We start from the raw sequence: 18891 nt of genomic DNA on the forward strand, positions 1-18891 counted from the left end.
AAATCCCAACACTCTCATAACGAGAAAAGGTCATTGAGGCTGACTTGCCACTGCACTATCAGGCGAACAGGATGAGGGCATCGACAGTTTGTAAGCCTGCGGGTACGGGGCGCCAAGCAGCCATTTAACCGGCTCCTCAGAGCGCGATCCCCATCATGAGCTTCTGAACCTGGTCCAGCGTTGCGCCCTTCCCATAGCGTTCCCGGTCAAGGCCGTAACCGAAGAGGTCCCGCCGAATCCGGCACATCCTACCGTCCTTTCCACGAGCCATTTCTGGAAGCTGGGCTCCGGAATACAGCGTCGCAAGCTGTGCAAACCTGACCATCTCATTCTGGACGTCGGCGCAGAATTTGGCACCAAAGGCGATGATGAAAGTGCCCGGGCCACTTTCACTCAGTCGCGCAAAAAATGGCGGACAGGGTGTCATCGGCTCCAGGCCAATACCACTCCCCATTGGTCCCGCACCCTCGGCGGGCGCCAATACTCCGCCACACACCGCTCGGCCTCAGATGCAGTGGGTGTGCAGCAAAATGACATCAGCGCAAGAAGCAAGCATCGAATTATCAAGAAAATATTTAATAATTTCAAGGTGTTACAAGAAAAACCTGGCGGAGAGGAAGGGCTTCTCCGCCAACGCAGCAACGCCACACATCATTGTTTTGATTTAATTATTTTGAATCGATGTGTAGCAGCTTGTGCAGCAAAATGTGCAGCACTTCTCAATTCGCGCGACCGTGAGTTTGAATGTGGATCCCTAGATTAAGGTTGGTCAGCCACCATCTGGTGACCTGCCACTGAACTTTCATCCGGACGGGATTAGAGCCTCGGCGGTTTGTACGCCTTCCGGCGCGGGGTTAGCAACGAACGATTGGCGGAGCTTTTCCATATCGCGCAGCCGATCGTTCGTTGCGGGGAACCGGGCCGCATAACTGGCCGGTGTGCTGTATCCGAGCGCCGAATGCGGGCGCCGATGGTTGTAATCCTCGACCCATTCCGCGATGCGTTCGCGGGCGTGTTTGAGGCCATGGAACAGAGTCTCGTTGAGAAGCTCATCCCGCATCCGGCCGTTGAACGACTCGCAGAATCCGTTCTGCATCGGCTTGCCGGGTGCGATGAAGTGCCAGGCGATGCCGTGATCTTCGGCCCAGGCCAGCATCGTGTTCGAAGTGAACTCGGTGCCATGGTCCGAGACGATCATGCCGGGGCGTCCTCGCCGCGCGATCACGGTGCTAAGCTCGCGTGCTACGCGTCGTCCTGAAATCGATGTGTCAGGGATTGCGGCAAGGCATTCGCGGGTCACGTCATCGACGAGGTTGAGGATCCTGAACCTTCGTCCGCAAGCGAACTGATCATGCACGAAGTCGATGGACCACCGCGCATTGGGCCGGGCCTCATCGAGAATGGGCGCCCGCGTGCCGGTGGCGCGCCGCCTGGCTTTGCGCTTGCGCACGGACAGGCCTTCTTCGCGATAGAGCCTGTAGATGCGGTTCACACCTGAAGCCTCCCCTTCGTTGCGCAGCAGGATGAACAGGCGGCGATAGCCGAACCGACGCCGCTCATTGGCAAGATCGCGCAGCCGTGTGCGCAGCTCCGTCTCAGGCGGACGGCGTGAGCGATACCGAACCATCGTCCGGTCTGCTCCGACAATCTGGCAGGCCCGCCGCTCTGATAAATCCATGACGGTCTGCAGATGCGCGACTGCGGCGCGCTCGGCAGCGGGCCCTACCACTTTTTTGACAAGAGCTCGCGGAGCGCCGCGACATCCAGCATCGACTCTGCAAGCAGCTTCTTCAGCTTCGCGTTCTCGTCTTCCAGTGCCTTAAGGCGCCGGGCCTCGGAAACATCCATGCCGCCATAGCGAGACTTCCAGTTGTAGAGGGTCGCCTCCGAGACACCGTGCTTGCGGGAAAGATCCGCCGCCTTCGCGCCGGCTTCCATCTCCTTCAACACCGCAATGATCTGCTCTTCACTGAAACGGGATCGCTTCATCTGTCCGTCCTTCCTGAGGGCCGGACTCTAACTCAATCTGGAGGAAAATCTCAGTGGCAGGTCACTGGGCGAATACTAACGCTGAGTTCCGAAAGCTGGGGCTGCTCACCCTTTTCCCTTTAGAGCGTCGCGCGGTCACGCAGAATCAAAGATTCCCAGTTTGAGCGGATTGTGATTCACTCCTTTCAGGAGGTGGCTCATGGCTGAGGCATATTCGAAGGATCTTCGTCGCCGAGCGGTGGCGTTTGTTGAGCGGGGCAACTCACAGCAACCCGTCGCGCCTCCCGGTGTTTCTGGCACCAACGCCTCCCGTCCGGATTTGAACGCTGCCAACCCGGGACATGGCAGACGGTGGATGCCCGCTAAACACCAAAATCTTCGCATCGGATCCTGTTCCGTGGGACCCCCAGCGCTAACAGCATCTCTCTGGAAGCCTCAATCAGGGCGGGAGGACCACAGATCAGGAATTCTGTGTCCCCCAGGCTTCCCACGACGTTCGAAAGCTCCTCTCTGGCAACTTCGTGAATAAAACCGCGCGGCCCCTTCCAGACGTCCGCATCATCGGGCCCGTCGGATACGGCGACAACCCAGTCAAACCCGGCCGCAGTCTCCCGGAGCTGGTCGAACTCTTCCCGATAGAGAATACCCTTCTCTTCCCGCGCACCGTAAAAGAAGCGCACCGGACGTTTCTGTCCGTGTGCGGAATATTCATGCCGGATGATGGAGCGCAGCGGCGCCATTCCTGAACCGCCTCCGATCAGAACAAGCGAGCTGGCGTCTGCGGAGGGGGCAAACCGCCCGAACGGCCCGCACAATCTTACGGCATCTCCGACAAGCAAGGAGAAGACATAGCTCGATCCGCGCCCCCAAGGAGTCTGTACGCGGCAAGGGGGCACAAGGCGAACGTTTAGCACCAGATCCCGGCTATGTTCATGCGGGGCGATCGCAATGGAATAAATTCTGCGTATCTCCTGTGCCCCGGAGGTAGTGATTTCTTCCGGCAGTTTCGACCAGCTGCAGTGCCATGCGTCTGGCAAGCCGGTTCGATCCACCCGGATATCTCCGGGCGGCACAAGCAGCTGGACATACTGGCCGGCAACGAACGGCCGGCGCAGCGGCTGATCAAGCCGGATGCGGATCTCCTTGATGAAGGGCGCCAGAAACCGCACGCCACTGATCTGCCCACTGATTACTTCATTGTCGATTACCCCGGCAGGTACTTCGACTTGTGCGTCCGGCCGGACACGGTGCCGGCATGCCAGCCGCCACCCCTGTTCCAGGTCAACTGCGGATATATGTTTCAACTCATCCTTCCCTGCCCTGAACTCTGAGCCAAGCCGGATGACGCATTGTCCGCAGCTTCCCGCGCCGCCACAACTCGATGGCAGGTCCAAACCATTTCTGGCGAAGGCATCGAAGTACGAAAGTCCCGGGGCGAAAGCGAGATTACTCACCTCCCTGCCCGGCGCCCCAACGGCGCCGACGACCGTATCCCCTCGAAGCCGCCGGAGAGCAGACCAGACGTCGAAATCACCCCTGCGGAAGCTCGAAAAGAGTAGTATGAAGCCACTCACGGAAAGCCAGAGCGCTGCAAGTCCGGCAACAATCACCAGAGGATTGTTGAAGTTGTCCCGGCCCACATAGTCCATCGTGTGGAGCATCCAGAATACATCGAACACGCGCCAGATATCGTTGCGGCGCTCCAGCACGATGCCGGTGACGGCGTCAATGTAAAGCGTGGTATTGCGGTCATCATCAAAGTTCACACGCCACACTGGCCCGGCATGCTTGCGCAGTTCTGTGAAGGGGGCGGTAAGCGGCTCTGCCGAAACCGGCTTGCCGGGACCGAAATAGTCTGTGGCAGCGGACGCCCGCGCCCGCTCTGCCGTAATTTCATAAGGAGCGCCGGTATATGCATCGAGCAGGGTAATGCCTGCGGGTGTCACGATATGATAGACGGGCCCGTCAGGACCATCGCGCAGCTCAACCGACTGCGCTCCTTCCACAGAGGTCCGGATGGCAGCCAGGGGCTGCACCTTGCGATCGAGCGCCGGGCGCGCGGCTTCGCTGCGACGGTCGCTGCCTTTGACCTGATGCATGCTCATGGCCGCCATGGCGAAACCGCTGAGCATCCATAGCGTCATCTGAACCCCGACAATGAGACCCAGCCATTTGTGGAGCCACCGGAGGAAGATCATCGGGCTGCCTCCGGCCGCTTGCGGCCTCCTAACCGGTAAATCAACAGGCCGATGCCTGCCAGGGCACTGAAGAGGCCGATGGCGGTCATTATCCTCAGCAGCCAGTTGTCCATATCCGTGCGGTCTTTGTAGTCCATTATGTGGAACATCCAGGCGATGTCGAAGCCGCGCCAGAGATTGTGGCGCCGAGACACGAACTGGCCGGTCTCAGCGGAATAGAAGAAGCTCGGCTGGTTCCAGCCTGCGAAATCTACGCGCCAAAGCGGCGGGGTCGCGTTCTGAATTTCCAGAGGTACGTCGTCCTCAATCAGCGAGACAGCGATGATTTCTGCGTCTCCGGCGAAATCTGTTCGCGCGACCCGGCGAACGGACTCCTCGGAAACGGGCGAAACCACCTTCCCCGTTTCAGCACTGATGAGCGAATGGCGTTCACCCATCACCTGATAGACAGGTTCGCCATCAAACATCGTGAGGCGGACATGATGGGCATCAGGATTTGCGAGCAGAACCAGCCCAGGATCGATGTCGACCCGTGCCCAGTCAATTTCCGCTGGCTGAACATCTGACATCATATGCTTGCCATGAATGATGGGAAGCGGGATCACAGTCATGTAGACCCCGCCCAGTGTCCACAAAACTGCCTGCACACCAATGATCAGTGTCGCCCATCTATGCATTTTACGGAACAGGGTTACCGGCTTCATTCCCACCTCCCAAGTGGCGGCCGGGCGGGTTTTCCCGCCCGGCGATCCCTCAGAACCAGCGATAGTTGAGACGCATGTAGAAGCGGCGCCCCATCAGATCGTACGTCATGGTATCGGTATTGGCGTCCGTCCAGCTCGCGATGAACGGAGCGCTTTCGTCGAACAGGTTGTCCACACCGAGCGATAGCGAGGCTTTCTCGGTCAGACGGTAAGTACCCTGGACGTTGTGGTAGAACACGTTTGGCGTGCTATGGCCAATTGCGCCGGGCGCGGCATTGAAGTCGGTCGCTTCGCCGATCCACTGCATCGTGTAGGCTGTCGACCATTTGTCTCCTGACAGGCTGAAGCTGCCGGAACCGCGCCACTCCGGGAAGCCACCATTGCCCCCACCAATATATCCGTCGAACACGAGCGGGGCAGCGCCCGGGAAAGGCGTAACTTCATACGTGTCGAGGTAGGTGATGTTGGCGTTAAGACTGGCATCGAGGCCGCGAAGATCGAAACCGTATATTGCGGCCAGATCGACTCCCGAGACCGTTTCGCTGCCGGTGTTAACCGGCTGGGCGGAGAGGTAGTTGACCTCGCCGGTTACCGGATTGCGCGTGAAATGACTTGCATTGCAGAACGGATGGCTCAGGTTTTGGGAATTGTAGCAGACCGAAAGTTTGGTCGAGCCGGGGATAGAGCGGATCGCATCCTCGATTTCTATGTTGAAATAGTCCGCCGTCAATGTAAGGCCATTCGCGAACGCGGGCTGCCAGACCACGCCTATGGTGTGAGACTCGGCGCTTTCCGGCTTCAGGTTCGGATTGGCTCCCGTCTGCGTAAGGATCGTATTTCCGAGCTGTACATAACCTGCCGGAACGCCCGAGGCTGCACAGTTTACCGCAATGACCGAACCTCCCGGCAGAGATGAATAACCGCTGCACGGATCAGTGGTCGTCAGATTGCCCTCGCCAACCCCTCCGAAAAGCTGGGGAACGCTGGGCACGCGGAACGCCGTGCCGAAGGTTGCCCGCGCGCGAACAGCGGGAGTGACCTGCCAATCCAGTCCCAGCTTGTAGTTGGTGTCGCCGCCGAAGACATCGTAATCCGAATAGCGAATGGCGGCGTCCAGGGTGAGCTTCTCGACCAGGGGCAGATCGGCGAGTAGCGGGGCGGAGACTTCAAGATAGACCTCGCTGGCGGCGATCTCGCCGGAAATCGGTTCCTGCTGGTTGGTGTTGGCAATGCCAAGTACCGTCAGCGGGTCGGGATCACGCCAGCCCTTTTCTTTGCGGTAAACGCCGCCCAGCGCAAAGGCCAGCGCGCCGGCGGGAAGCTCGAACAGGTCGCCCGTGATATCTGCCGTCAGGCTGGTCTGCTCGTTGCCGCCCGTGCCGCGCATCGTGAAGAAGATGTAGTCGAGCACTTCGGGCGTGAGATCGCCATAGCCGAGATAGTCGCCGCAGGGGATCGCTGCGCCGGGCGTGTTGCTGCAGCGCGAAGTGTCAAGTGTTTCGGCGACACGCTGCCTGTTGGCAATGTTCGTTGATCCGTCCACGCCCGTATTTCGGCCGTAATTGGCAGCAACCTCCCAGGCCCAGCCATTCGGCAGAGTGCCATCAAGACCGGCAACGAAGCGCCACGTATTGACATCCTGAAAGAAGTACCGCGGGCCCTGCTCCAGCAGGCGGCGGCTTTCCAGAATAAGATTCTGCCCCGTCGGGTTCGTCGGATGGTCTGCTGCGATGGCAATGTTGGTCAGGCTGCCGGGGCTCGCGAGCTGTTCAGACTGGCGGTTGGTGTAAAGGAATTCGGTGAACAGCCCGATCTCGTCGGTGAGGTTCAGCCGGCCGAACGAGGTGAAAGAGACACGCTCGATCGGGTTGACGGCGTTCAGATACGGAAAGGAGGCGAAGTTGTGCGCGCCTGCTGAATAAGGCTCATAGAAATCGCCGTCACCGCCGGGAACCTGATTGAAGTTGACCCGGGAGCCGTCCGCCAGAAGCGCGCGCCCTCCGATCGTTGCCGAGCTGCCATAGCATTCCAGGCTGCCACTGGCTTCCCGCAGGGAGCAGGCTGCACGGTCGGCCATGTTGACAGCTTCAGTCTTCTGGTAGCTGATCGAGGCGTTCAGGCTGCCGCGATCTGAGACGATACCCCAGATGGCGTCGGCGTTGTATTCGGCGCCATCCCCCTCTCCAGTAATTCCGTATCGTGCGCTGGTGTTGAAGCCTTCGAATTCCCGCGTGATGATGTTGACCACACCGGCAACGGCATCGGCGCCGTAAATCGCCGACGCACCATCCTTCAATACCTCGATACGCTCAATAACTGACACCGGGATAACAGACAGGTCGACCGAACTGTTTGCCCCCGTACCCCCGCTGACGACGCGGCGGCCATTCAGGAGGACCAGCGTGCGGTTAACCCCCAGTCCGCGCAGGTTCACCTGCGTCGTCCCGTAGCCATTGGACGTCCAGTAGGCATTTGTCTGGTTACCCGCAAATCCGGCCGTCGCAGGAAGACGCTCAAGCAGCTGCTCGATGGCCACCACTCCGGTCATCTCGATCTGCGAACGGTCCATGACCGTTGCCGGCCCGAGTCCGGTAATGTCTTGTCTCTGGATGCGGCTCCCCGTGACCCGGACGGCCTCCATGGAGAGCGCGGATGTGTCAGCCTCAGCTTCCTGAGCGAAAGCCAAACCTGTTCCTCCACTTCCCGCAAGCATTGTTGCGGCAAGCAGTCTGGCAGTAATGCAATGCAATGTTTCTATCCTTCTTGAAGGATCCGCCAATCCTTATACGGACTCATGGCAGGATGAATTTGCATGTTTTCATGCGTCAAAAGATGGAATGACCCCTCCCAGGCGGCCACGGCTCACGCAGCACTGAATGTCCGCGTCAATAGGTGTACGTCCGGGTATGAGGCTTCCCTCACGCTTTTGTTACAAAATTGTCGGGTTTGACCACAGGGCCCTACTCGCTGCACAATTTTTGAGGGGGCCGCGCTCCGGCAGCGTACTAATTGAACGAACACAGGATATTCGCATGACTGAGGTTGATCGCCTTCTGACCCGCCTTTCCGAAACACCGGCAAGCACTGATCTTTCTCAACTGGAGGCGGATGTATGGAACCGCATCGACGCACAGCGCGAAAATTTCGCCTTTAGCCTGGTGCGTACACTACCGCTGACGGCGACTTTCTTCGCCTTGCTGATGGGCTTTGCGACCGCCGTGGTCAGCACACCTTCCCAGCAGGACTTCCATGATATGGCCGTTTTCTCCGCTAACACGCCGCTGGCCCCCTCGACGCTGCTTGCGAAACACTCATGATTCAGTCTGCCCGAACTTATCTCCTTGTTAGCTTCCTGCTGGCCACCCTGGCAGGCACTGTTGCCGCCTGGTCTACAACCACCTATTTCGCCTCGCGCGTTCAGGAACCTTCTCTGCACCAGATGATCCACCGGGATCTGCGGCTCACGAGCCAGCAAAGTGCTCAGGTGGCGGAAATCGAAGCGCGTTATTCAGCTCAGCGGCAGCGTCGGGAAAATGAGATGCGGGCCGCCAACGCCCGCCTCGCCGCCAGCATTGAGACAGATCGCCAGCTCAGCGCCGAAGTCCAGGCCGCCATCGAGGATTTCCACCTTGCCATGGGGGAGCTTCAGATGGAAACCATCCGATATGTCTTCGAAATCCGCGAGACACTTACCCCAGAGCAGCAGACGAGGTTTGACGCCACCGTCACGGCCTATCTGACTGAACAGGAATTGTGAGTCCCGAACCCGCCGGGCAGGATGCGGATCTCGTCCGCAGGGCGCGCGCCGGAGAGGAGCGTGCCTATACCCTGCTGATGCGGCGGCACAAGGAAAGCCTCTATCGCTTCGCGCGCCGCTACACCGGTGACAGCGACGAAGCATATGAGGTCGTCCAGCTGACCTTCATTTCTGCCTGGAAAGCTCTTGCCCGCTTCGACACGAACAGATCCTTCGACATCTGGCTGAGAGCAATTGCCCTGAACAAGTGCCGGGATACGGCCCGGCGGGCGAAAATCCGCAGCCTTGTTTTTGGACCGCGCACCAGCCGGCTGGATGAACCCGTTGATCCTGCATCCCCTCTTCCAGGTCCAGAGATCATCGCAGCAGAACGTGATGAGCTGCGCGCTGTGGAAGCCGCGATATTGCAGCTGCCGGACGGGCTCAAGGCGCCCCTCATCCTGACTGCGATGGAGGGCCTTTCAATGTCGGAAACTGCCGCAATTCTCGGGATGACGGCCAAGGCGGTCGAGAACCGCCTCTACCGCGCGCGGAAAGTTCTGGCGGACGCTCTGAAAACAGACCGGCGCCGTTAGAAAGCCGGGGCGATCCCGCAGAACCGCCCCTGCCAGTCATCGAACCGCAAAGGTGAAGGAGCCGGTCATTTCGTGGTCGTCCGCGCCTGCGCGCCAGCTGACCTGGTAACCGCCCGGTTCCAGCGTTTCGCTGAGTGGGATCTCGACACGCTCCACCGGCTTTACCGGCAGCTGAGCGTCGATCTCAATACGCTCCATCCCCTCAGTCATCAGTTGCACGGATTTGGGAACCATGGGGTGTTCGAATTCGAGGACGAGTTTTTCCACCCTGCCTTTGACGATCTCTCCTTTAGCCGGCACCGAGGCGGAAACGCCCTTCATGCCGCCGTGCGACGTATGTGAACTGCCATGCCCATGCCCCTGGGCGATTGCGGGAACAGAAGTAAAGGCTACTGCCGCAAGGCTGATCGCAATAATACGTGTACTAATCATCTGGTGTCTCCTGATTGTGATCATATATCGATACCGTCCTTTTGGATCTCATCGGCGCGTGCGAGGCGCGCAGTTGTATCTTCGGGTGCCTGATACCAGCCCGGATCTTCGTAGCTGGTAATTCCGGGGCGCACCTTCAGCAAAGTGAACATTCCGCCCATACCAATGTGATCGAAGGGGCCCTGCGCGCCCACCATCGGGATAGCATTGTCCGGGATACGCATATGGCCCATTTCGACGTGCTTGCCATGGGCGGCCATGTCATTGCCGTCCATCGCCATATAGCCCGGGACCAGGTCGCCCACGAGGCCGGAGAAAACGGACTGATCCACGCCCACCATATTCTCAAGGTCATGCCCCATCTGGTTCATCACATGGTGGGTCATATGGCAGTGAACCGCCCAGTCTCCGGGATTGTCCGCTACGAATTCGATCGTCCGTGCAGAGCCGACAGGTATGAGGATCGTTGCTTCCGGCCAGCGGGCAGTCTCAGGGATCTCCCCCCCATCGGTACCGACGACCTGAAACGTGTGGCCATGCAGGTGGAACGGGTGATGGTCCATCGCCGAGAGGTTGGCCACACGCATGCGTACCCGTTGATTTTGACGCACCACCATAGGCTCCGTGCCCGGAAATGCCCTGGCGTTGAAGGTCAGAATGTTAAAGTCAGTCATCTCGTTGGGATCAGGCCTGCGCGCACCGGGGCGAATCTTCCAGGTCGACAGCATGATGGCAAAGTCCCTGTCCACGCGGCGCTTCGGACGCCGCGGATGAATGACGAACATACCCATCATCCCCAGCGCCATCTGGGTCATCTCATCATGATGAGAATGATACATGTGGGTGCCGTGCTGCACGAGAGGAAACTCGTAGCGGAAGGTTTCCCCGGGCTGAATCAGGGGCTGGGAAAGCCCCCCAACACCGTCCATCCCTGAAGGCAGGATCAGGCCATGCCAGTGTATGGAGGTAGGCGCCCGCAGCCGGTTTGTCACATAGATGCGCACCCGGTCGCCTTCGACGGCCTCGATGGTGGGGCCGTGCACCCGTCCATTGAACCCCCAGCAGGTCGCCGTAAGACCGGGCGCGAACTCATGTTGCACTTCTTCAGCAATCAGATGGAACACCTTCACCCCGCCAGCGACCTTATAGGGCAACGTCACCCCATTTGGTGTGATCACCGGCGTGTAGTCCTCGCCTGGCGCGCCCGGGGGGTAATTGCCCGGCTCAACTGTCCGGGCATGGTGGAACTGGTTGCCTGCGGTCTGCGCGGATGCCTTGCCCGCTGCCATGCCAGCGCCAGCCACGGCGAGTCCGGCGACTGTCAGGGCATCGCGCCTGCTGAGTTTGATCTTGCTCATCCGTGGTCGTGCCCCTGATGTTGATTGGGATCGGGCGGGCTATGTTCCACTGGCTTCTCCTCCGACTGCGGATGATCATCCTCGTTCCCGGTATCCGCGCCGGACTCGAAGTCGCTGACGCGCACATGACGCTCCAGTTCCGCCCGTGCGCGCCAGTAATCAGTCACGGCTTCAAGATAGTCGCGCCCCGCATCCACACGGTCACGGCGGGACTGCAACAGTTCGAACATGCCGATCTGCATCGCGTTGAAGTCGCGCACCACGCCATCAAAAACCTCTGCGGAAACTGGCAGGGAAACATCACGGTGGAACAGGGCCAGAGCGCGCGCACTTTCTGCGGTCTGGGCTGATGAACGGATATCTGCCAGACTGTCGAGCCGCGCCTGGTGCAGCCTCTGAAAAGCCTGGCGCATCTCAGATGCCACCCGCTGACGGCCCGCCACTCCCAGATCAACCGGCAAAGCCAGGCCGAGGCTGTAGGACTCGTCAGACCAGCTGCCATCGCGCTCAAATTCCGCACCGAACTCCGCATCCCTCATCAGCGCTTCGATATTGCGCAGGCCGCGACCCGCTGCCATCTGTCGCATATCCGCTTCGGCGGCTGCGACCTGAAGGCTGTCATCCATCGCCGCCCCGATCAGCCGCCCGGTATCCAGCGCCGCTTCTGCGGGTGCTGGCAGACGTGAGACCAGCTGCAGCTTTTCCGCGCGTTCCTGCGTCAGGCCCAGTATGGCGATCAGCCGTTCCCGCGTAGGTCCGACCTGCCCCTCGGCGCGCATTCGCTCAGCTGTCATCTGCGCGGCGAATTGTCTCTGACGGTCATAATCCACCCGCGCGATATTACCTGCCTCAAACATGGCTTCAGCCGCCAGCTGCGCCGCCTGCCCGGCCGCCTCGGCCTGCCTGTAAAGGTCGAGTGCCTGCACCGCAGCCGTATGCTCTATGAACGCAATGCGCACGTCTGCCGCGGCGTCTGCCAGGACGGCCGCAGCGCGCGCCTGCGCAGCCTCCATCGCGGCCTTGCCTGCCTGCGCGCGTTGCGGCCAGAAGATCAGATCGAGAAGGGACGCAGATACGTCAAGGCTCAGGATGTTCCCGCTGGTTGGCCTTGAAATTTCAAGAAAAGGCGCAGTAGGAAGCACAGAAGATATCAGATCGGCGCGCGCTATCCCCAGCACTTCGAGTTCCGCCTGCAGACGGGGACTGGTAAGGAAGGCCAATGCCACCGCTTCATCCATCCCGACACGTTCTGCCAGTAACCGGTCCGCTGCGGCGTCAGCCTCTGCCTGACTGGCCTGGCTCCGTGTCCATACAGGCGCTGCCCCTGTCCGCGCCTCAACCACCTTACTTATGTCAGTGAAGCCTGCATCAGGCTGCACACTCGCGCAGGCCGAAGCCGTAAGCAGGAGCAAACCAGGTCCGAGAACCCGTCGCTGACGGAGCGTCTTCATGGGCTGTCCTTCACGTCGTATAGGGCCTTGTTTACTGAGGATACGCGCCCCGACGCCCCCTCCCTCAACTTATATGCAGCAACCGCGCAGTGCCATTCCGGGCGACAAAGGGCTATCAGGCAGACACATATGCGCCGAGCGGAGAGCGCTCGACGGATCGGCAATGCTGACTTGTCAGGAAACCACCACGCGCCGGGGCTTGTCGGGAGAACCAACTCTGCGGCAAACACGCGACACTAATCCTGACCCTTGCACTGCGGATTTCGTTATCAACTTTCTAACGGCTCCATTCAGATCAGTCCCATGCACTCGACGTCGTTGGGGAATCCCGTAGTTTGCTTGATAAAATGTGGAGATTCCGGCCCGGCCATAGCCGGGACATAACCGACCTCAGCCTCCACACGGCGCCGCCGCCAACGCCGCCTCGTAATCCTCCAGTATCCATGGTTGCATCCCGCCCACCTTCATCGCGTCCACCGCCGGCGCCAGCATCGCTCGCCCTGCCGCGCAGTTACCCAGCCGGATCAACGCGATGCCTCTCAGCCCCGCCACCCGCGTATCCCAGCCATCCCCCGGGCTGCCCGCTGCCAGCTTGCCTGCGTCCAGCCCCTCTGCCAGCGCCATCGCCTTGCTTGCCTGCCCCAGCTCAAGCTGCGCCATGGCCAGATAATACGCCATCACATGCACCGCCGGAGAGTCCGGCCCCAGCTGTGCCCGGAACGTGTCCACCACCGGCCCAAGATTTGCTACCGCCCCTTCCGCGTCGCCCAGGAACCACTGGAACACCGCTTCATTGCCCCGTGTCATAAGACAGGTGAGATGGTCTTCGCCATGCAGCGCGCACATTTTGGCGCGCACATCCGTCACCAGCGGCAACGCCGGCTCCCAATTGCCGGACGTGGCATAGAGATTGGCCAGCGCGCTCTGTGCCTCCACCACCTGCGCCGCGTCCGCCCCGAACACATCCGTCAGACGGCGGATCGCATCCTGAAGCACAGGCTCGGCGTCGTCATACCGCCCCGCGTAGAACAGCGACGCGCCAAGGAACATCGTCGCCCGCGCCCGCGTTGCCTCACTCACGCCGGCCGCCGCATGAGAGGGATCTTGCAACCCCGCCAGCAGATCCACCGCGTCCTCATGCCGCCCCACCCGGCTGTAGATCTGCGAAAGATCCATCTTCAGGCGATAGGCCGTCTCCGGATCATCCGGCATTGCTTCTGGCAGCAGGCGAACGGCCTCCTCCAGCAACGGGGCAGACCGCTCCATATCCGCCTGCACCAGATAATACCGCCCCCGCGTCTGCGCCGCCGCAAAGGCCAGCTGCGCGTCGCCCTCGCGGCGCAGCATCAGCGTCTTGTCCGCCATGTCCAGCACGGCGCCCGCTTCTGAAATCCTGGACGCATTCGCCAGCGCTTCGGCCTGCCGGTAGCGTGCCAGCAGCGTGCGCCGGTCGCCCTCCCCGTAAAATTCCGCCAGCAGGTCTGCCGCCCGCCCCTTGCGCTCGGCAGCGGCGTCATACACCGCCAGGCTCGAATAGATCTCCCCCGCCGTTTGCTGAATCGAAGCCTCCGTAAGCGGATCATCTGCAAACCGGGGCCCAATCCCGCCCACCGCCTTGTCCAGCGCCGCGCGCACGGTCACGTCCCCCGCTCCACCCGGCCGGTAAGGATCGGCATTCACCAGCAGATCACGGAGGAACCCGCCGGTCGCTTCGGCCCGCGCCGCTTCCATCTCCGCCACCGCCCTGGCATCGGCTGCCTGCAGGTAGAGCCACACGCTCGCCGCAAAGCCTGCCACCAGCGCCGCAAAGGTCGCCGTCACCCAGGGCCGCCGCGTCTTCACCCGCTCCAACTCGGCTCGCGCCGCGTCCGCCTCCGCCGCCAGCGCCGCTTCCCGCGCGCGCGCCGCCCGCCGTGCCTCCAGCGCCCGCAGCCGCGCCGCCAGTTCCCCCGCCGACGCTATCCGGCGCAGCGGATCGCCATGCGTCGCCTCGGCAATATCCTCCCGTAGCAGCGGGTCGCCGATGTCCTGCTCCCAGCCCGTCGCCAGCGGCTTCCTCATGTTCCCGGTGAGGATCTGATACAGCATCACCCCCAGCGCATAGACATCACACCGCGCCGACGGCGCCTGCCCATCAAGTATCTCCGGCGCGATGTATAGCGGCGTCCCCATGCTCGAACTGCCCGATCCGCCCTCACCGATTGTCATGCCCATCGGCGTGATGCCCAGGTCTTCCAGCCGCCCCTGCTCAACCAGCCCACCCGCGCCGAAATCGGTCACGCGCACCTGCCAGCCCCCGCCCTTGCGGGGCGCCACCAGGAAGTTGGCCGGCTTCAGATCCTTGTGCAGTACGCCGGCCTCATGCGCGGCGGCCACCACATCAATCGTCTGCAGCGCCAGCCCCAGCCGCTCCTCCGCCGGCATCGCCGCGAGCCGCCCCTCCTGCTCGGCCCAGGCCAGCAGGTTCTCCCCGCCATATTCGCATTCCAGGAAGAAGGGCGGGGTCTCGAAGTTCCAGTCGATCACGCGGGCAATGTCGTCCCGCTCGCCCAGGCTCTCGCGCAGCACGCGGGCCAGCGTCGCCTCCCGCTTCAGCGAGGCCAGCCGCGCCCCGTCCGGGCTGAACTTGTAGACGCGCAGCTCCCCGGTCTTGTCATGCCGCGCCAGCCACACTTCGCTGCCCCGCGTGCCCGATAGCTGTTCGCGCAGCATGAAATGACTACGCCCCGGCACCGGCTGCCCGGCTCTCAGGTCCAGCCGGTTGACCAGCCGCCGCCCGGCCGCCACCCGCTCCACCTGACCGGTAAACCGGTAGCCGATGCGCGCCTGTGTCCGGATTTGTCCGGAAAGTGTCTCGCCCAGCCCCTTGCGCAACTTGGTGATGGCATTGGCCAGCACATTCTCGACCGTGATCCGCCCCTGCCAGACCGTGTCGAGCAGTTCCTCCTTGGTGACGACCTCGCCCGCATGGCGCAGCAGCAGGCTCAGCACTTCCAGCGGGCGCCGCTCCAGCTCCACCACCAGCCCGCCCACGCGCAACTCGAAACTCGCCTCGTCAAATTCCGCCGCGCCAAACCGGTAGCGGTAGAGCGGGACTTCTTCACGCTTCAGATCGTCCATCATCCGCCCCGCGTACCCACGCCGCACGCCACCAGAAAAACCAGTGAAATCAAAGATCCTATCGCGGCGTTAGAAATCCGTGATGCCTCCGTGAAGATTATTGCCCGCGCGCGCCTCAGATTTCAAACGAATCTCAAGGTTCCCGCACCGGCCGCTTCCGGGCGGTCGATTGAAAGGCATCACAGTCATGAAATTCGGAAAGCTCGGCCTCGCCCTGGCAATCTCCTCAGCCCTCCTCCTTGCCGCATGCGGGGGTGGCAGCGAAGCCTCAGGCGGCTTTGACGAGAACGGGTATGATGGCGGCGGCGACCTGAGCGCCCCGGCCGCCGCTTCAGCCGATGGCGGCAAGGCCAAAAAGCCCAAATGCCCTGTCAAGCTCAACAAGGACCTCCCCGGCCCGGACATCGCCGGCTTCAGGCTCGGCATGACCTTCGCCGAGGCCGAAAACGCTATCGCCTGTCAGATGCCCGATGGCCTCGTCACCTATGACAACGAGTTCTTCAGCCCCTACAGCCTCAAAACCGGCACGATGCGTCTCGAAAAGCAGAGGATTACCGCCCAGACCGGCGAGAACAAGGAATGCAGCTATGGCTCGTATGACGCCATGCAGAAATGCGGCGCGGGCAATCGCCAGTGGGATTTCATCTCCGAGAAGATCACCCTCGCCACCCCCGGCGTGCCGGGCAACCAGAAAGTCCACGGCGTCTGGCGCACCCAGAACTGGAAGGAAGGCGAAATGCCGGCCAAGGCCGCCGTCCTGGCCGCCCTCACCGAAAAATACGGCCCTTACCAGCAATATGAAGGCCGCGACGCGAACTATTTCGGCTACGTCAATGAATACAACTGGGTCGCCGATTCTGCCGGCAACGTCCTCAGCGAAGCCCACCCCATGCTGAACCAGTGCGCCAATGGCGTGAATGGCCGGGGCGATGAACACCAGTCCTGGAGCAGTGGCTGCGGCATGTCCGTCACTGCCATGATCCGCACCTTCCGCTCAAACCCGGACGTGGTGGAAGAACTCAGCGTCGGCATGTTCGACCAGACCGCCCTCTACGAGTTTGGCGACCAGTTCCAGAACGAGCTCAACGAGATCGAGAACAAGCGCCGCACCGACGAGCTTGAGAAAGCCCAGAACACCAAGGTGGATCTCTGATCATGCGCTGGATCAACACTCGATCATTCTGTCTTCCGGCATTGGCCGCTCTGGCTGCTGCCGTCCTGATCGCAGGCTGTGGGGGCCCGGCCGGAGGTTCCGGCGAAGAAGGCGCGGAGGCTGGCGCGGCCAGCGCCCCCGCTGCCGTCTCTGAGACCGGCGTCACGCCCGCCAAGCCCGCTTGGGCGCCCAAGGAAGATGCCAAGGCAAAGGGCGATACCCCGAAAGCCGCTGCCGCGCCGGGCCCCAGCCCCTTTGGCACGGCCACGCTCGCCTATCCCGATGACTTCCAGATGACACTGCTGGCCTATCGCCTCACAGACCGGGAGCCCCCGCTCGCGGCCTGGGCCAGTGAAGTCTACGAAGTGAAGTATGCGGACGAATTCAGCAAGGCGGCAAAACTCGAAGCGGAAACCGCGCGCCTGGCCGACATCTACGCCTCCACCGAAGGCGTCGGCGTCCTTCAGATCCGCCTCAATTCCCAGCTCAGCCAGTATGACAGCGGCCGGGGCGGCTACTACCTCACCGCCTTCTCCCCCGGCAATCAGGTGAATTTCGGTGGCAGGGAACAGGTCAGCCTGCAGCTCGACAATATGGCCAGCGCCTTCTTCTGGCCGGTGGAGGCAAGCCGCGCCCAGGAAATCCTCCAGCACACAAGCCGCCAGGTGGACCTCGACACAAAGATCGAGCTCACCGGCATCCAGCGGCGCAGCAACGGTCTCGTTATCCAGGGCCGCATCACCGAATACGGCATCTACAGCAAACGCTATAACGACGAACGCCAGTTCGAGTTCATTCAGCTCGACTAACCCCTCAGGCGCTGACTGGACTTGGACTTCCCCCGGTTTGATGGACAATTTTTTCTTCATCGAACAGGATGTTTCTCATACCGAGAACAAGGAGCCCGTACCCGACGGAATTTCGGGAACATATCATTGCGCTGGCCCGGTCTGGGCGCAGTGTCGAGAGCCTCGCGCGGGAGTTTGAGCCGTGTGCAGCGACCATCCACCTTTGGTTTAAGGAAGCCCAGCAGGACAGCGGTGAACGCGATGATGGCGTGACGAGCGCCGAACGCGAGGAGCTGAAGCGCCTTCGCCGGGAGAACAAGGTGCTGCGTCAGGAGCGCGACATACTCTCAAAGGCCGCGGCCTGGTTTGCACAGGGCGAGATACCTTCGTCGAGATCTTCCGGTTCATGACCGCAAACCAGGCCCTTTACCCGATCGAGATGATGGCCCGGGTCCTTGGTGTATCGCGCAGTGGCTTCTATGCCTGGCGGGACCGGGAGCCGAGCCGCCGGGCGCAAGCCGACGCGGTGCTGACGGAAAAGATCGGCGCGTTCCACAATCGCTCGAAGATGACCTATGGCGCGCCGAGGATCCACGCTGATCTTCTCGATGAAGGTATCCGAGTATGTCGCAAGCGGGTCGAGCGGCTGATGAAAGCCGCTGCGCTAGCAAGCGGAAATACGTCACCACCACGATCCGGGACAAACGTCATCGACCAGCAGCTGACCTGGTGGACCGGAACTTCTATGCCGATGCGCCGAATGTGCTCTGGGTCGCCGACATCACCTTCGTCCCGACCTGGGCAGGCTTCATCTACCTGTCGGTCGTCCTTGATACCTTCAGTAGACGGATCGTAGGCTGGGCGATCGGTTACGAGCAGAAAGCCGAGCTTGTTCTGCAGGCCCTCAACATGGCGGTCACGCAGCGAAAGCCCCGGGATGTTATCCATCACTCGGACCAGGGATCGCAATACACATCAGTCGCCTTCGGTCTGCGGTGCAAGGAGGCAGGTGTACGTCCTTCGATGGGATCGGTCGGCGATGCCTATGACAATGCGATGTGCGAGAGCTTCTTCTCGACGCTCGAAGCCGAACTTCTGAACCGCCGGACCTTCACGACGAAAGCTGAGGCTAGGATGGCCGTCTTCGAGTTCATCGAAGGCTGGTATAATCCCGGCCGCCGCCACTCCGCCCTTGGCTACATGTCACCCATCAACTACGAAAGGAGCCGACTGGAGACACTGGAATCCGCTAGCCTGTAACCGTCCACGAAACCGGGGGAAGTCCACATCGCAACGATACTTCTACTTCAATGACTTCCGCAAATGAAATATGACGATTGATTTAATAATCCCAACAAACCAATAG

The 18891-nt window shown here is 61.2% G+C and carries 13 protein-coding genes and 1 pseudogene; 6 read left to right on the forward strand and 8 right to left on the reverse strand.

Annotated features, from left to right (window positions below):
• Positions 1-802: 802 nt before the first annotated feature.
• The 4 genes from HPO_RS16640 to HPO_RS16660 all read right to left on the reverse strand — a co-directional run bounded on the left by HPO_RS16640 (position 803) and on the right by HPO_RS16660 (position 7604).
• Positions 803-1989, reverse strand: a protein-coding gene (locus tag HPO_RS16640) for an IS3 family transposase (RefSeq protein WP_157532898.1) whose coding sequence is annotated in 2 segments (ribosomal slippage) — positions 803-1737 and positions 1737-1989 — 1188 coding nt in all. Because the reading frame shifts where the segments join, the coding sequence is not laid out codon by codon here.
• 362 nt (positions 1990-2351) lie between these two features.
• A complete protein-coding gene (locus HPO_RS16650; protein ID WP_035601311.1) occupies positions 2352-4187 on the reverse strand; it encodes a PepSY domain-containing protein in 1836 nt (611 codons plus the stop codon).
• On the reverse strand, positions 4184-4891 hold the full coding sequence (locus HPO_RS16655; RefSeq protein ID WP_051612719.1) for a hypothetical protein: 708 nt from the start codon (positions 4889-4891) through the stop codon (positions 4184-4186). The genes HPO_RS16650 and HPO_RS16655 overlap by 4 nt, the downstream gene beginning before the upstream one ends.
• A gap of 49 nt (positions 4892-4940) precedes the next feature.
• Positions 4941-7604, reverse strand: coding sequence for a TonB-dependent receptor (locus tag HPO_RS16660; RefSeq protein WP_051612723.1), 2664 nt, complete (start codon positions 7602-7604; stop codon positions 4941-4943).
• Between the two features lie 319 nt (positions 7605-7923).
• Between HPO_RS16660 and HPO_RS16665 the strand changes: the two genes are divergently transcribed.
• From HPO_RS16665 to HPO_RS16675, 3 genes are read left to right on the forward strand one after another with little or no spacing between them, the layout of a single operon-like run.
• The gene (locus HPO_RS16665; protein ID WP_035601318.1) at positions 7924-8208 is read left to right on the forward strand and encodes a hypothetical protein; all 285 of its coding nucleotides are present in this window, start codon (positions 7924-7926) and stop codon (positions 8206-8208) included.
• Entirely contained in the window at positions 8205-8648 is a 444-nt protein-coding gene (locus HPO_RS16670) for a Spy/CpxP family protein refolding chaperone (protein ID WP_035601319.1), read from the forward strand. The genes HPO_RS16665 and HPO_RS16670 overlap by 4 nt, the downstream gene beginning before the upstream one ends.
• On the forward strand, positions 8645-9223 hold the full coding sequence (locus tag HPO_RS16675; protein WP_051612725.1) for an RNA polymerase sigma factor: 579 nt from the start codon (positions 8645-8647) through the stop codon (positions 9221-9223). Before HPO_RS16670 ends, HPO_RS16675 begins: the two co-directional genes overlap by 4 nt.
• Before the next feature lie 36 nt (positions 9224-9259).
• On the opposite strand, the gene HPO_RS16680 is transcribed toward HPO_RS16675, so the two are convergent.
• The 4 genes from HPO_RS16680 to HPO_RS16695 all read right to left on the reverse strand — a co-directional run bounded on the left by HPO_RS16680 (position 9260) and on the right by HPO_RS16695 (position 15584).
• Entirely contained in the window at positions 9260-9655 is a 396-nt protein-coding gene (locus HPO_RS16680; RefSeq protein ID WP_162174061.1) for a copper resistance CopC family protein, read from the reverse strand.
• A gap of 20 nt (positions 9656-9675) precedes the next feature.
• Positions 9676-11013, reverse strand: a complete 1338-nt coding sequence (locus HPO_RS21025; protein ID WP_035601325.1) for a multicopper oxidase family protein — start codon at positions 11011-11013, stop codon at positions 9676-9678.
• Entirely contained in the window at positions 11010-12464 is a 1455-nt protein-coding gene (locus tag HPO_RS16690; protein ID WP_157532899.1) for a TolC family protein, read from the reverse strand. Before HPO_RS16690 ends, HPO_RS21025 begins: the two co-directional genes overlap by 4 nt.
• Positions 12465-12854: 390 nt before the next feature.
• On the reverse strand, positions 12855-15584 hold the full coding sequence (locus HPO_RS16695; RefSeq protein ID WP_051612727.1) for a protein kinase domain-containing protein: 2730 nt from the start codon (positions 15582-15584) through the stop codon (positions 12855-12857).
• A 187-nt stretch (positions 15585-15771) separates the two neighbouring features.
• Between HPO_RS16695 and HPO_RS16700 the strand changes: the two genes are divergently transcribed.
• The 3 genes and pseudogenes from HPO_RS16700 to HPO_RS16715 all read left to right on the forward strand — a co-directional run bounded on the left by HPO_RS16700 (position 15772) and on the right by HPO_RS16715 (position 18785).
• Positions 15772-16737, forward strand: a complete 966-nt coding sequence (locus HPO_RS16700; RefSeq protein ID WP_035601328.1) for a hypothetical protein — start codon at positions 15772-15774, stop codon at positions 16735-16737.
• A 2-nt stretch (positions 16738-16739) separates the two neighbouring features.
• The gene (locus tag HPO_RS16705; protein WP_035601330.1) at positions 16740-17546 is read left to right on the forward strand and encodes a hypothetical protein; all 807 of its coding nucleotides are present in this window, start codon (positions 16740-16742) and stop codon (positions 17544-17546) included.
• A 77-nt stretch (positions 17547-17623) separates the two neighbouring features.
• Positions 17624-18785, forward strand: a pseudogene (locus tag HPO_RS16715) (IS3 family transposase).
• The last annotated feature ends 106 nt before the right edge of the window (positions 18786-18891 follow it).

The organism is Hyphomonas polymorpha PS728 (genome assembly GCF_000685315.1).
In the GTDB taxonomy this organism is placed as follows: Bacteria; Pseudomonadota; Alphaproteobacteria; order Caulobacterales; family Hyphomonadaceae; genus Hyphomonas; species Hyphomonas polymorpha.